Annotated in this window: 11 protein-coding genes and 1 pseudogene; 8 read left to right on the forward strand and 4 right to left on the reverse strand. The window is 71.2% G+C overall.

The genetic code is table 11. From position 1 onward, the window contains the following. Positions 1–87: 87 nt before the first annotated feature. The 6 genes and pseudogenes from QIS96_RS08120 to pulA all read left to right on the forward strand — a co-directional run. The gene (locus tag QIS96_RS08120; RefSeq protein ID WP_282541734.1) at positions 88–1,362 is read left to right on the forward strand and encodes an extracellular solute-binding protein; all 1,275 of its coding nucleotides are present in this window, start codon (positions 88–90) and stop codon (positions 1,360–1,362) included. 62 nt (positions 1,363–1,424) lie between these two features. After that, positions 1,425–2,435, forward strand: a complete 1,011-nt coding sequence (locus QIS96_RS08125) for a carbohydrate ABC transporter permease (RefSeq protein ID WP_282541735.1) — start codon at positions 1,425–1,427, stop codon at positions 2,433–2,435. Positions 2,436–2,440: 5 nt separating this feature from the next. Continuing rightward, positions 2,441–3,307: a sugar ABC transporter permease gene (locus QIS96_RS08130; RefSeq protein ID WP_282541736.1), complete on the forward strand. Its 867-nt coding sequence runs from the start codon at positions 2,441–2,443 to the stop codon at positions 3,305–3,307. 56 nt (positions 3,308–3,363) lie between these two features. After that, positions 3,364–5,034, forward strand: coding sequence for a glycoside hydrolase family 13 protein (locus QIS96_RS08135; RefSeq protein ID WP_282541737.1), 1,671 nt, complete (start codon positions 3,364–3,366; stop codon positions 5,032–5,034). Beyond that, the gene (locus tag QIS96_RS08140) at positions 5,022–6,086 is read left to right on the forward strand and encodes a LacI family DNA-binding transcriptional regulator (RefSeq protein WP_282541738.1); all 1,065 of its coding nucleotides are present in this window, start codon (positions 5,022–5,024) and stop codon (positions 6,084–6,086) included. Before QIS96_RS08135 ends, QIS96_RS08140 begins: the two co-directional genes overlap by 13 nt. Before the next feature lie 377 nt (positions 6,087–6,463). Continuing rightward, positions 6,464–9,049: pseudogene (gene pulA, locus QIS96_RS08145) on the forward strand (pullulanase-type alpha-1,6-glucosidase); the annotation flags it as partial. 194 nt (positions 9,050–9,243) lie between these two features. Here the strand turns inward: pulA and QIS96_RS08150 are convergent. From QIS96_RS08150 to QIS96_RS08160, 3 genes are all read right to left on the reverse strand, one after another. Further along, positions 9,244–10,503: an aminotransferase class I/II-fold pyridoxal phosphate-dependent enzyme gene (locus QIS96_RS08150; protein ID WP_282541739.1), complete on the reverse strand. Its 1,260-nt coding sequence runs from the start codon at positions 10,501–10,503 to the stop codon at positions 9,244–9,246. Between the two features lie 117 nt (positions 10,504–10,620). Then, complete coding sequence (locus QIS96_RS08155) at positions 10,621–11,400, reverse strand: alpha/beta fold hydrolase (RefSeq protein WP_282541740.1); 780 nt, start codon at positions 11,398–11,400, stop codon at positions 10,621–10,623. A gap of 95 nt (positions 11,401–11,495) precedes the next feature. Next, positions 11,496–12,062: a GNAT family N-acetyltransferase gene (locus QIS96_RS08160; RefSeq protein WP_282541741.1), complete on the reverse strand. Its 567-nt coding sequence runs from the start codon at positions 12,060–12,062 to the stop codon at positions 11,496–11,498. Between the two features lie 241 nt (positions 12,063–12,303). Between QIS96_RS08160 and QIS96_RS08165 the strand changes: the two genes are divergently transcribed. After that, a complete protein-coding gene (locus QIS96_RS08165; RefSeq protein WP_282541742.1) occupies positions 12,304–12,810 on the forward strand; it encodes a MaoC family dehydratase in 507 nt (168 codons plus the stop codon). Here QIS96_RS08165 and QIS96_RS08170 read toward each other — a convergent pair. After that, positions 12,758–13,513, reverse strand: a complete 756-nt coding sequence (locus tag QIS96_RS08170) for a hypothetical protein (RefSeq protein WP_282541743.1) — start codon at positions 13,511–13,513, stop codon at positions 12,758–12,760. The genes QIS96_RS08165 and QIS96_RS08170 overlap by 53 nt on opposite strands. Positions 13,514–13,701: 188 nt before the next feature. On the opposite strand from QIS96_RS08170, the gene QIS96_RS08175 reads away from it, so the two are divergent. After that, on the forward strand, positions 13,702–14,496 hold the full coding sequence (locus tag QIS96_RS08175; protein WP_282541744.1) for a hypothetical protein: 795 nt from the start codon (positions 13,702–13,704) through the stop codon (positions 14,494–14,496). The last annotated feature ends 134 nt before the right edge of the window (positions 14,497–14,630 follow it).

Consider the following 14,630-nt stretch of genomic DNA (forward strand, 5'->3'; position numbering starts at 1 on the left):
CCCGGCGCCGCGTCGAGAGCGGCCCGCAGGAGATGCCCGTTTCCGGGGCGATCTCCCTCTGTTCCGGGATCAGTTGAAGGAGTTCACATGCGGCGTGGCACAGCGGCGACCGGGCTGATCGCGGCCCTGGCCATCACAGCGACGGCCTGCGGGGGCGGCGAGAGCACCCAGGGCGGCGGCAAGGGCGGCAAGCTCTCCGGCACCGTCACCTTCTGGGACACCTCGAACGACGCCGAGAAGGCCACGTACGAGAAGCTCGCCAAGGGCTTCGAGCAGCTGCACCCCGGCGTCCAGGTGCGCTACGTCAACGTGCCGTTCGGCGAGGCCAACGCCAAGTTCAAGAACGCCGCCGGCGGCAACTCCGGCGCCCCCGACGTGATGCGCACCGAGGTCGCCTGGACGCAGGACTTCGCCTCGCTCGGCTACCTCGCGCCGCTCGACGACACCGCCGCACTCGACGACGAGACGGACTACCTGAAGCAGGCCGCGGCCAGCACCAAGTACCAGGGCAAGACCTACGCCGCACCGCAGACCATCGACACGCTCGCCCTCTTCTACAACAAGAAGCTCCTGAAGAAGGCCGGCGTGGGCGTCCCCACCTCCGTCGACGACATCAAGTCCGCCGCGAAGAAGATCAAGTCGAAGACCGGCGCCACCGCCCTCTACCTGCGCGGCGACGACCCGTACTACTACCTCCCGTACCTCTACGGCGAGGGCGGTGACCTGCTCGACGCCAAGAACAAGAAGGTCACCGTCGACGACGAGGAGGGTGCCAAGGCGTTCTCCGTGATGAAGGACCTCGTCGACTCCAAGGCCGCCGTCACCGACGCGAGCGACGGCTACAACAACCAGCTGAACGCCTTCAAGGACGGCGACGTCGCCATGGCCCTCGACGGCCCCTGGTCCATCGAAGGGGCCCTGCAGGGCAAGGAGTTCAAGAGCGACAAGGGCAACCTCGGCGTCGCCCCCGTCCCCGCCGGCACCTCCGGCGGCCAGGGCTCCCCGCAGGGCGGCTGGAACCTCGCCGCCTACGCCGGGTCCAAGAACCTCGACGCCTCCTACGAGTTCATCAAGTACATGAGCTCCGCGAAGGTGCAGCAGCAGACCACCGAGAAGCTCAGCCTCCTGCCCACCCGCACCTCCGTGTACGAGCAGCAGTCCGTCAAGGACAACCAGATGGTGCAGTTCTTCAAGCCCGCCGTCGAGAAGTCCGTCGAGCGGCCGTGGATCCCGGAGAGCAACGCCCTGTTCGAGCCGATCCGCCTCCAGCTGGAGAAGGTCCTCAGCGGCAAGGCCAAGCCCGCCGAGGGCGCGAAGGGCGTCGGCGACGCGTACCGCAAGCTCCTCAAGGACTACAAGTAACCCGAAGCCCTTCAAGGAACGTGAAGCACGGGAACGTGAAGAACAGGAGGGCTGAACGCCCCATGGCTGTCGACACCGGCCGGCCTGTGGCACGGGCCGCGGACACGAAGAGCGTCCGCGGCCCGGGGCGCCACGACGGCAAGAATCCGGGACGGCTGCGCCGCTCGCTGTCCACCCACTGGTACGCGTGGTGCATGGTCGCCCCCGTGGTCCTCGTCATCGGCGTGATCGTCGGATATCCGCTGGTCCGCGGCGTCTACCTGTCCACGACGAACGCCAACGAGGCCAACGTCGAACGCCACATAGGCGTCAACCACATACCCGCCACGTACGAGTCCGTCGGGCTCGACAACTACACGGCGATCCTCAGCGACAGCGTGTTCTGGGACCGGCTCGGCTGGACCGTGGTGTGGACCGTGTCCTGCGTGGCCCTGTCCTTCGCGCTCGGCCTGGCCCTCGCCACCATGCTCAACCGCAAGCTGGCGGGCCGCTCCTACTACCGGATGGCGCTGATCCTGCCCTGGGCGGTCCCGGCGTTCGTGTCCGTGTTCACGTGGCGGCTGCTCTTCAACGAGAAGAAGGGCATCCTCAACCAGCTCCTCGCCGGCGGCGGCATCGACGCGATCCCGTGGCTCAACGACCCCACCTGGGCGAAGCTCTCCGTCATCACCGTCAACGTCTGGCTCGGCGTGCCCTTCATGCTCGTCGCCATGCTCGGCGGACTCCAGTCCATCCCCGGCGAGCTGTACGAGGCCGCGGAGATGGACGGCGCCAACGCCTGGCAGCGCTTCCGCCACATCACCCTGCCGGGGCTGCGCACCGTCAGCAGCACCGTGGTCCTCATCAGCGCCATCTGGACCTTCAACATGTTCCCGGTGATCTTCCTGCTCACCAGAGGCGGGCCGGGCGACGCCACCGAGATCCTCGTGACGTACGCCTATCGCCTCTCCTTCGTCGTCAGCCCACGGGACTTCTCCGGATCCGCCGCCTGGGGCGTGCTCATCCTGCTGCTCCTGTCGTTCTTCGCGGTGATCTACCGCCGCGCGCTCCGCAAGCAGGGAGAGGTGTGGTGACCGCCATGACCACCGAACAAGCCACCGCTGCAAGGAAGTTCAGGCCGCGCGGTGAGCGCGGGCAGCTCGCCTCCGTCGTCCTGCACGTGACGCTGCTCATCGCCTCGGCCGTCGCCGTACTGCCGCCGATGTGGCTGCTCGTGACGTCGTTCAAGCCGAAGAGCGAGGCGTTCTCCACCGCCCTGGTGAAGGACTTCACCCTCGGCAACTACGACCACGTCCTGAGCGACACGTACTTCCTCAGCTGGCTCGGCAACTCCCTCCTGGTCGTCGGACTGACCACCGTCATCGGCGTGTTCATCTCCGCGACCACCGGATACGCGGTCTCCCGCTTCAAGTTCCCCGGCATGCGGCCGCTGATGTGGCTGCTCCTGATCACGCAGATGTTCCCCGTGGCCGTACTGATCGTGCCGCTCTACAACCTTCTCGCGAGCCTCGGACTGCTCAACCAGCCGGTCGGCCTCGTCATCACGTACCTGACGATCGCCGTGCCGTTCTGCGCCTGGATGATGAAGGGCTACTTCGACTCCATCCCCGTCGAGATCGACGAGGCGGGCCGGGTGGACGGGCTCAACCCCTTCGGCACGTTCTGGCGGCTGATCGTGCCGCTCGCCAAGCCGGGCCTCGCCGTCACCGGGTTCTACAGCTTCATCACCGGCTGGGCCGAGGTCGCGTACGCCTCCGCGTTCATGACCGGCGAGGAGAACCTGACGCTCGCGGGCGGCCTGCAGACCTTCGTCAACCAGTACACCAGCGACTGGGGTTCGCTGACCGCGGCGGCCGTGATCGTGGCCGTACCCGCGGCGGTGATCTTCGGATTCGCACAGCGGCACCTCGTCTCCGGACTCACGGCGGGCGCGATGAAGTCCTGAGCACACCTCGCGACTTCACCCACGCGCCGCCCACCCCACACGAACCCAGGGAAGACATGACCCAGCATCTCGCTGCCCCTGCCGCCGCCCCCACGCCCACGGAACCCACCGCAGCCAAGGCCTCCGACTGGTGGCGCCACGCCGTCATCTACCAGGTCTACCCGCGCAGCTTCGCCGACGGCAACGGCGACGGCATGGGCGACCTGGCCGGCATCCGCGCCCGCCTGCCGCACCTGCGCGACCTCGGCGTCGACGCCGTCTGGCTCAGCCCGTTCTACGCGTCGCCGCAGGCCGACGGCGGCTACGACGTGGCCGACTACCGCACCATCGACCCGATGTTCGGCGACCTCCTGGACGCCGACGCGCTGCTCCGCGAGGCCCACGCGCTCGGCCTGCGCGTCATCGTCGACCTGGTGCCCAACCACTCCTCCGACCGGCACGACTGGTTCAAGCGCGCCCTCGCCGAGGGCCCCGGATCGCCGCTGCGCGAGCGCTACCACTTCCGCCCCGGCAAGGGCGAGCACGGCGAACTCCCGCCCAACGACTGGGAGTCCATCTTCGGCGGCCCCGCCTGGACCCGCGTCGCGGACGGGGAGTGGTACCTGCACCTGTTCGCGCCCGAGCAGCCCGACTTCAACTGGGAACACCCCGCCGTACGCGACGAGTTCCGCTCCATCCTGCGGTTCTGGCTGGACATGGGCGTCGACGGGTTCCGCGTCGACGTCGCCCACGGCCTGGTCAAGGCGGAGGGGCTGCCCGACATCGGCAGCGGCGACCAGCTGAAGCTCCTCGGCAACGACGTGATGCCGTTCTTCGACCAGGACGGCGTGCACGAGATCTACCGCAGCTGGCGCCAGGTCCTCGCCGAATACGCGGGCGACCGTGTGCTCGTCGCCGAGGCGTGGACGCCCACCGTGGAGCGCACCGCGCACTACGTCCGCCCCGACGAGATGCACCAGGCCTTCAACTTCCAGTACCTGGGCACCAGTTGGGACGCACGCGAGCTGCGCGCCGTCATCGACAGCTCCCTCGCCGCGATGCGCCCCGTCGGCGCCCCCACCACCTGGGTGCTCTCCAACCACGACGTCACCCGGCACGCCACCCGCCTCGCCAACCCGCCCGGCGCCGGCACCCAGCTGCGCACCCCCGGCGACCGCGCACTCGGCCTGCGCCGCGCCCGCGCCGCCACCCTCCTGATGCTGGCCCTGCCCGGCTCGGCCTACCTCTACCAGGGCGAGGAGCTCGGCCTGCCCGACGTCACCGACCTGCCCGACGAGGTGCGCCAGGACCCGTCGTTCCACCGCGCCGAAGGCCAGGACGGCTTCCGTGACGGCTGCCGGGTGCCGATCCCGTGGACCGTCGAGGGCTCCTCGTACGGCTTCGGGGCCGGGGGCAGCTGGCTGCCGCAGCCGGACGGCTGGGGCGAGTTGAGCGTCGAGGCGCAGAGCGGCGACCCCGACTCGACCCTGGAGCTGTACCGCAGGGCGCTCGCCGTACGCCGCGCGCAGCCGGGGCTCGGCGCCGGCGAGTCGGTCGAGTGGCTCGACACGCCCGAGGGAGTCCTGGCGTTCGCCCGGCCCGGCTTCGTGTGCACGGTCAACGCCACGGGCGAGGCCGTACGGCTGCCCGCGCCCGGCCAAGTCCTGCTCTCCAGTGGGGAGTTGGAGGAGGTTGCGGGCGGCGAGGTGCTGCTGCCCGCCGACACCGCCGTCTGGTGGGCGGTGTGACCCTGCCGAGGGAGGAGGCCGTCGTCCGGTCCGCCGCGCCGCGCCTCGCCGACATCGCCGTGCAGGCGGGCGTCAGCGAGGCCACGGCGAGCCGGGTGCTCAACGGCCGCGCGGGCGTCGCGGCCGCCACCCGGCACCGGGTTCTGGCCGCCCTCGACGTGCTCGGCTACGAGCGGCCCGTACGCCTGAAGCGGCGCAGCGCAGGGTTGGTCGGCCTGGTGATCCCCGAGCTGACCAACCCGATCTTCCCGGCGTTCGCGCAGGTCATCGAGCAGGTCCTGGCCGGGCACGGCTACACGCCGATGCTCTGCACGCAGATGCCGGGCGGCGCCACCGAGGACGAGCTGGTCGGCCATCTGGAGGCGCGGGGCGTCAGCGGCATCGTGTTCATGTCGGGTCTGCACGCCGACCTGTCCGCGGACCCGACGCGCTACCGCGAACTGGTGCAGCGCGGCACGCCGTTCGTCCTCATCAACGGCTTCAACGAGCAGATCCCCGTCTCCTGCGTCTCTTCCGACGACCGCTCGGCGGTGCGCATGGCGGTACGCCACCTCGTCGAGCTGGGCCATGAGCGCATCGGCCTGGCGGTGGGCCCGACCCGGTACGTGCCCTCGCGGCGCAAGGCCGAGGGCTTCACGGCCGCTCTGCACGAGTTCCTCGGGCTCGGGCCCGAGCAGGCCGAACTCCTCGTGGAGCGCACCCTGTTCACCGTCGAGGGCGGTCAGGCGGCCGCGGCCGCGCTGCTCGACCGGGGCTGCACGGCGATGGTGTGCGGCAGCGACCTGATGGCGCTCGGCGCGGTCCGTACGGTCCGTGAGCGCGGCCTGTCCGTGCCGGGGGACGTGTCGGTGGTGGGCTTCGACGACTCGCCGCTGATCCCGTTCACCGACCCGCCGCTGACCACGGTGCGCCAGCCGGTGCAGGCGATGGCCACGGCCGCGGTCGGGGCGCTGCTCGAGGAGATCGACGGAAACCCGGTGCAGCGCACCGAGTTCGTGTTCCAGCCGGAGCTGGTGGTACGCGGCTCCACCTCGGCCCGCGCCCGGAGGTGACCGGCCCGACCGGCCGGGCGCGTAGGGCCCCTCGCGGGGCTCTCGGCCGGCCGGACCGGAGTCTCCGCCGGGAACGTAAAACCGATGCAATGTCTTGCGGAAGAACTTGCGTAAGCGCGTGACGTCCTGAACTCCCTTTGGTGCGGCCCCGGTTGAGCGAGCCGCACCCCCACAGACCGGCCGCCCGGCCCATCCATGTCCCCGCATGCCGGGCGGCCGACCCACCTCCTGAGGAGAATCCCGTGACCGGCTCACCTCGTCGTCGCACCGCCGCCACCGTGGCCCTCGCCCTGCTCGCCACGGCCGCGCCCCTCACCCTCACGGCCACCGCGGCCCCGCTCACCGCCCCGGCGGCGGCCACCGCGGAAGCGCCTCTCGACGTGACGAAGTCCGAGGCGCAGTGGATCGACCGCGACACCCTCGCCTGGAAGCCCGCCGGCTCCGCCGACGGCGCCGTGCACGCCCTGCGGTACGCGCCCGACGGCGGCCTCACCGTCAAGGACGGCGCACTCCAGGGCACGGCGGAGCGCATCCGCCTGACCCCGGTCGACGGCGGCCTGACGGACGCTCAGCGCGCCAAGTACCCGCACCTGAAGGGCTATTCGGCCTTCCGTATCGACCCTCGGGACCAGGACCGCGTCCGCACGGCCCTCACCGGGCAGCTCGTCGCCACCCGGCACGCCGCTGACGGCACACTCCTCGCCGCGACCGGCGTGCAGACCCAGGGCGTCCTGGACGACCTCTACAGCGCCCGCGCCACCGAGGCCACGCTCGGCCCGAGTTTCGCGCCCGACCGCACCACGCTCGCCGTGTGGGCGCCCACCGCGCAGCAGGTGTCCCTGGAGATCGGCGGCCGTACGGTGCGCATGCGCCGCGACGCCGACTCCGGGGTGTGGACGGCCACGGGGCCCGCGAGTTGGGCCGGCCAGGCCTACCGGTACGTGGTGAAGGTGTGGGCGCCCAGCGTCCAGAAGGTCGTCGTCAACAAGGTCACCGACCCGTACTCCACCGCCCTCACCGCCGACTCCGAGCGCAGCCTCGCCGTCGACCTGAACGACCCGAAGCTGGCCCCCGAGGGCTGGAACGCCTTGCGCAAGCCCGCCGCCGTGCCGGCCCGCGAGGCGCAGATCCAGGAGCTGCACATCCGCGACTTCTCCGTCGAGGACCGCACGTCCCGACACCCCGGCCAGTACCGGGCGTTCACGGACGAGAACTCCGACGGCATGAAGCACCTGCGCTCCCTCGCCCGCTCCGGCACCTCGTACGTGCACCTCCTGCCCGCCTTCGACATCGGCACGATCCCCGAGCGCAAGGACCAACAGGGCACCCCCGACTGCGACTTGGAGTCGTACGCGCCCGACTCTGAGTCCCAGCAGGAGTGCGTCGGGCAGGCCGCGGGCAAGGACGCGTACAACTGGGGCTACGACCCGCTGCACTACACGGTGCCCGAGGGCTCGTACGCGAGCGACCCCGACGGCACCCGCCGCACCGTGGAGTTCCGGCAGATGGTGCAGGCCCTCAACGGCTCGGGCCTGCGCACCGTGATGGACGTCGTCTACAACCACACCGTCGCGAGCGGCCAGGCGGACAAGTCGGTGCTCGACAAGATCGTGCCCGGCTACTACCAGCGGCTGTTGGAGGACGGCACGGTCGCCACCTCCACGTGCTGCGCCAACACCGCGCCCGAGAACGCCATGATGGGCAAACTCGTCGTGGACTCCCTGGTCACCTGGGCCAAGCAGTACAAGGTCGACGGCTTCCGCTTCGACCTCATGGGCCACCACCCGAAGGCCAACATCCTCGCCGTCCGCAAGGCCCTGGACGAGCTGACCCCGGCGAAGGACGGCGTCGACGGCAAGAAGATCATCCTCTACGGGGAGGGCTGGAACTTCGGCGAGATCGCGAACGACGCCCGCTTCGAGCAGGCCACCCAGCAGAACATGGCGGGCACCGGCATCGCCACGTTCTCCGACCGCGCCCGGGACGCGGTGCGCGGCGGTGGCCCCTTCGACGAGGACCCCGGCGTGCAGGGCTTCGCCAGCGGCCTGTTCACCGACCCCAACTCCTCGCAGGCGAACGGCACTCCGGCCGAGCAGAAGGCCCGCCTCCTGCACTACCAGGACCTCATCAAGGTCGGCCTCACCGGCAACCTCGCGGGCTACTCCTTCACCGACTCGTCGGGCCGTACGGTCAAGGGTGCCGACGTCGACTACAACGGCGCCCCCGCCGGGTACGCCGCCGCCCCGGGCGACGCCCTCGCGTACGCCGACGCGCACGACAACGAGACCCTCTACGACGCGCTCGCCTTCAAGCTCCCCGCGACGACGAGCCGCGCCGACCGCGCCCGCATGCAGGTCCTCGCCATGGCCACGGCGGCGCTGTCCCAGGGCCCGGCCCTCTCCCAGGCCGGCACCGACCTGCTCCGCTCCAAGTCCCTCGACCGCAACTCGTACGACAGCGGCGACTGGTTCAACGCCCTGCACTGGGACTGCCGCGACGGCAACGGCATGGGCCGAGGCCTCCCGCCCGCCCCCGACAACCAGTCCAAGTGGCCGTATGCCAAGCCCCTCCTCTCGGCCTCGACCACCACGCCGGGTTGCACGGAGATCAACGGCACGTCGGCGGCGTACCAGGACCTCCTGAAGATCCGCAGCACGGCACCGGAGTTCAAGCTCGCGACGACGGAGGAGGTGCAGCACAAGCTGGCCTTCCCGCTCTCCGGCACGGCGGCCGAGACCCCCGGCGTCATCACCATGACCCTCGGCGACCTGGTGGTGGTCTTCAACGCGACGCCGCAGGAGCAGCACCAGCGAGTGCAGACCGCACAGGGAACGCCGTACGCCCTCCACCCCACCCAGGCCTCAGGCGCCGACGAGACCGTCAAGTCCGCGCGCTACGAGGCGAGTTCGGGAACGTTCACGGTGCCGGGCAGGACGGTGGCGGTGTTCGGTAAATCCAGCTAACCATCCAGCCCCTCCGGCGTTTGAGGAGCGGGGGTCCGGGGGCGGAGCCCCCGTAGCCGACGGCAGTCTTTCGGGAAGGGGCGGGGAGGGGAACAAAACAAGCCCGTCCGGCGCGTGAGGACGAGCCCGCAGGGCGACCTGCGGTGCCCAACCCCACGGCGCCGGACGGGCCGCGTCGGTCAGGTCAAAAAGACCTACTGCTCCGAGCAAGCCAACCGCACGCAAACGGCCAACGCGACGATCGCCTCCTCCAGCTCCTCCAGCCCCGGGAAGCTGGGCGCGATGCGAATCGTGCTGTCCTGCGGGTCACGCCCGTACGGATGCGACGCACCGGCGGGCGTCAGCGCGACCCCCGCCTCACCGGCGAGCCGCACCACTTCGCGCGCCCGACCGTCCCGCACGTCGAGCGTGACGAAGTACCCGCCCTCAGGACGCGACCACGTCGCCAGGTCCGTGCCGCCGAGCTCACGCTGCAGGATCCGCTCGACCAGGTCGAACTTGGGGCGCAGGAGCTCGCGGTGGCGGGCCATGTGCGCCCGTACGCCGTCGGTGTCCTTCAGGACGCGCACATGCCGCAGCTGGTTCAGCTTGTCGGGGCCGATGGTGCGCTTCGCCGCGTGCTTCAGGAACCACTCCACGTTCGCGGGCGACGAGCCGAAGAACGCGACGCCCGCACCGGCGAACGTGATCTTCGAGGTGGAGCCGAAGACGAACGCACGGTCCGGGTGGCTCGCGTCGGCGCAGGCCGTGAGCAGGTCGGCGACCTCCACCTCTTCGTCGGTGAGGTGGTGCATCGCGTACGCGTTGTCCCAGAAGATCCGGAAGTCCGGCGCGGCCGTCTCCATCTCGGCGAGCCTGCGCACGGTCGCCTCGCTGAACGTGACGCCCGAGGGGTTGCTGTACTTCGGCACGCACCAGATGCCCTTGATCCGCGGGTCGCCGCCGGCCAGCTCGGCCACCACGTCCATGTCGGGGCCCTCGGCCGTCATCGGCACCGGGATCATCTCGATGCCGAAGCGCTCGCACAGCGCGAAGTGCCGGTCGTAGCCGGGCACCGGACACAGGAACGCCACGTCGGGCTCGTCCGACCAGCGCTGCTCCGCGCCCGGCAGCACGCTCAGCAGGGCGTGCACGATCGTGTCGTGCATCAGCGCCAGGCTGGAGTTGTCCATCGCCACCAGCTGGTCGGCCGGCACCTGCAGCGGCCCGCTGAAGATCTCCCGCAGCTCGGGCAGGCCCTGCAGGCCGCCGTAGTTCCGGCAGTCCGTGCCGTCGGCCGCCTTGTGGTCGGACAGATCGCAGGAGAGCAGTGCTCCCGCGAGGTCCAGCTGGCGCGGGTCGGGCTTGCCGCGCGTGAGGTTCAGCGAGAGTGAGCGGTCGAGCAGGGCCGCGTAGTCGGCGGCCGCCTGCTCGTGATCGATGGCCGTGCTGCTGGACTGCGGGAGCGTGGACATGTGCTGCTTCCCTCCGGGGTCGGCTTGCGGCGCGAACGATACCCGCAGCGCACCCGGTGATGACCAGGTCGTTTCTCACTTATTGAGACGGCTGCCCGGCCCCCGCCCTTCACCCGGTCAGCCCTGGGAGGTGAGCGCCGCCGCCGTGGCCCGTACGAACCCCTCCGGGTTGTCCAGCATCACGTTGTGCCCGCAGTCGGGCACGGGCAGCAGGGCGACGCCCGCGGCCACGAGCTGCTCCGCGCCCGGCACCGGCCCGTCCGCCTCCGGGTACAGGAACGCACGCGGCATCGTCAGGCCGACGAGCAGCTCGCGCATCGTGGGCGTGGAGCCCTGGGCCAGCCGGACCGCGCTGCGGTGCAGGGCGGTGCGGCCCGCGAGGCGCATCGTGGACCACCAGTGCGCCCCGGCCCGCTCGCGCACCTCACGCCAGCCGCCCGCCAGGAACTCCTCCTCGCCGTACGCGGCGATGCCCCGGCTGCCGAGTGCGCCGCGCTCGGGCTCCAGCGGGTCGAGGTTGGCGTCGACGAGGACGAGCCGGGACACGAGCTCCGGGTGCCGGGCCGCGAGCAGCACGGCCACCGAGCCGCCCATGCTGTGCGCCACGACCTGCGCGCCGGTCACGTCCGCGGCGCGCAACGCCTCGGCCACGGCGTCCGCGTGCGCTTCGAGGGCGTACGAGAAGTGCTCGGGGCGGTCGCTGATGCCGTGGCCCAACAGGTCCAGGAGGAGCGAGCGGTGCCCGGCGAGCGGGGCACGGGTGGCGACGTCCGCGAAGTACGCGGGGGAGGTGGCGCCGAGGCCGTGCAGGTAGACGCGGGCGGGCGCGTCTTCCCGGCCCGGGAGTTCGACCCAGCGGATCCGGTCGCCCTCGGCGGTCACGACGGCGCTGCGCATGGCTGTTGCTCCAGTTCTTCGGGTCGTCCGGTTCTCAGGCCGGGTCGGCTTCTCAGGCAGGGTCGGCGAGGCTGTCAGGCGGGGTTGCCCTGCCGTCAGGCGGGGTTGCCGTGGAACGCCCGCCAGTCCGGGGCGAGCACGGACCAGATCTCCATGTCGTGCCGCTCGCCCCGGTAGAGGTAGCTCTCCCTGAGCACGCCGTCGCGGCTCATCCCGAGCCGCCGCGCCACGGCGATGCTCGGCGCGTTGCCCGCGGCGACCCACCACTCGACGCGGTGGATGCCGCGCTCCACGATCGCCCAGTCGATCACCTGCCGGGCGGCCCGGGTCACGAGCCCGCGGCCCGCGGCCGCCGGTTCGAGCCAGCAGCCCGCCTCCGCGACGCCCTGCGCGAGGTCCATGGTGCGCAGGATGACCGCGCCGACCAGGGTGCCGTCCGCGAACCGGATGCCGCGGATCCGGCCCGAGTCGGCGGTGGTCTTGTCCGCGTACGCCTGCAGGTAGGACCGGCTGGACTCCAGGTCCGTGACGACGTCGGGCAGCCCGTTGTAGCGGCCGATGAACTCGCGGCCCCGGTCCATGTGGGCGAGGAACTCCTCGGCCTGCCCCGGCTCCAGCGGGCCCAGGGTCGCGCCGTCGTCGCCCAGGGAACTCGCGTGCATGGCCAACCCCTTCCGCCGAGGCCGCTGGCCCCGTCCGACCTGCGGCGGGCACGCACCCCGCGCACCCGGCGGACGATCATCTCACGCCCGTCCCGGCGGCCGGCGGAGCAGGGGGGCCGGTCAACTCCGCCTGACACGCGCGTACTTGACGACCGCGGCCCGTGCGAGCGGCTCCCCGCGGTCGTACAGAATGCCGTCGGAATGCCTTGCGCGCCCCGACTCCCCCGGAAAGGCGGCCCACATGACCGCTCCGATCCCGCCGAGCGCCGACTTCGCCACCCCCGTCGAGGACCGGTACTACGAGGACTACGTCCCCGGCGCCACGTACACCTTCGGCCGCATCACCGTGACCGAGGAGGACATCCTCGACTTCGCCCACCGCTTCGACCCGCAGAGCTTCCACACCGACCCCGGGGCCGCCGAGCGCAGCCAGTTCAAGGGCCTGATCGCGAGCGGCTGGCACACCTCGGCCGTGATGATGCGCCTGTACGCCGACCACTTCGTCGGCAGACCGTCGAGCCTCGCGTCGCCCGGCATCGACGAGCTGCGCTGGGTGCAGCCGGTACGCCCCGGCGACGCCCTGGCCATCCGTACGACGGTCCTCGACGCCCGCGTCTCCCGCTCCAAGCCGGACCGTGGCCTCGTCCGCACCCGCGTCGAGGTCCTCAACCAGCGCGACGAACCGGTGCTCACACTCACGGCCATGAACTTCTTCCTGCGCCGCCCGGACACGTCTCCCCGGGACTAGCGAGCCAACTCCGCCAGACATAGCGGGTGTTGGGCAGCTCCGGGCGGTCGAGAAGGTGGAGGACGTAGCCGGCGTGCAGCCGCGCCCAGGGCCGGTCCGTAAGGGCCGCATCGGCGAGCTTGCGGCGCAGCTCCGGGCCGTCGACCGCCCGTGCGACGCGCACGTACTCGCGGTCCTTGCACCGGTGGGCCCGTAGCACGGCGAGTTCGACGAGCTGGGTGAGCTTCGCCCTGACGTCGTCCGTGTGGTCGGGGACGGCCAGCCGGCGGATGAGGCGCTGCTTCGTTCCCCAGTCCTTGGCGTGCGCCGTCCACTCCTGCGGAAAGCGCGCCTCCCACTCCAGGAAGAGCAGCGCGTACGGCAGACCCGGCCAGGCGGTGATGCTCCGCTCCCTCACCCCGTCGTCCCCGAGGCCGCTGGGCAGGGAGTGCCTGAGGGTCTCGTAGTACGCGTCGAGCGCCTTCCTGAAGGCCGGTTCCCGGTACTGCTCCTCCGGGCCGAGCGGCAGCGTCAGCCGCCAGTACTCGTTGGACCGGGCAAGCGCGGCACGGGTTGCCGCCCTCGCCTCGTCCAGGTGCGCGAGCGCCGCGGCCCGGACCTGCGGGTCGTCCGCCACAAGCCCGAACGCCCACCCCAACCGGGCACGCCAGGCATCGGCGTCGTCGTAGCCACCCGAGCCTCCCGCCACCGTGTCCTTCGTCATGCGGCAGATCATCGCCCACGTCGCCGCGGTGTTGCGCCACGGCCGTGACGCCCGTACGCCTCAGGTACCGATTTCCTCAACTCCCGCCCCGCGCAAGGGTGAGGTAATGCGACTTCGGTGGACGTCGGGCACACCTGCGTGAGTAGCATCCGGGCACGTCTCCAACAACTCGACGAAAGGGAGCCGTTGTGTCTGACGACATTGGCAACTCCTCGGTCCAGGACCGGTACGCCCCGCAGTTCGCTCAGGAACTCGCTCGCAACGAGCAGGAGCAGAAGGAACTTGAGGCGCGTCTCGCCCAACTCCGCGAGGACCACACCGCGTTGAGCGGCATGCTCGCGGCGCTCGGCCACGAGACCACGCCGAAGAGCGAGCCCGCCGCAACCCCGGCGTCCGTCACCGACGAGGCCAAGGCGGCGGGGGACTCGGTGCCGCAGCAGCGCCGTACGGGCCGGAAGGCGAGCGCGAAGAAGGCCACGGGCACCGCGAAGAAGGCCGCTGCCCCCAAGAAGCCCGCGACGGCAGCCAAGAAGGCCGCAACCAAGACGGCCACCAAGTCGGCGGCGAAGAACGCGGCCAAGGCCGCGACCAAGCCCGCGCCGAAGACGGCGACCAAGGCAGAGGCCAAGGCAGAGCCCAAGGCGGAGACCAAGAGCACCGCCGCCCCCAAGGCCACCGGCGGACCCACCCTGCAGGACGTCATCGCCGGCCTGCTCGGCGGGCACTCCCCGGAGCGGCGCACCGTCCGGGAGATCTTCGACGAGCTGAAGCAGAACCACCCCGAGCGGGCCTCCAGCACCCAGTCCGTGCGCAACGCCCTCAACGGCCTGCTGCGCAAGGGCGCCATCGAGCGTGAGGAGAAGCAGGGCGCGGTCTGGTTCGGCACCGCGGCTCCCACCACCACCGCTTCCCCCGCCGCCCCGACGGACACCGCTCCCGTCGAGCCGGCCGAGGAGAAGGCCAAGGCGGTCGCCGAGGCCTGACGGCCCGGACGAGGCGACGGGTGGCGGCAGCCCGACTCACCACCGGAAGCCCGGCAGCTCCGCCACCTGCGCCCGCACCCTCTCGTCCGCGCCCCCTCGTCCGCCCCCCCCGCAACACAGAGCAACGCCCGTAC

The organism is Streptomyces cavernicola (assembly GCF_029968035.1).
In the GTDB taxonomy this organism is placed as follows: Bacteria; Actinomycetota; Actinomycetes; order Streptomycetales; family Streptomycetaceae; genus Streptomyces; species Streptomyces cavernicola.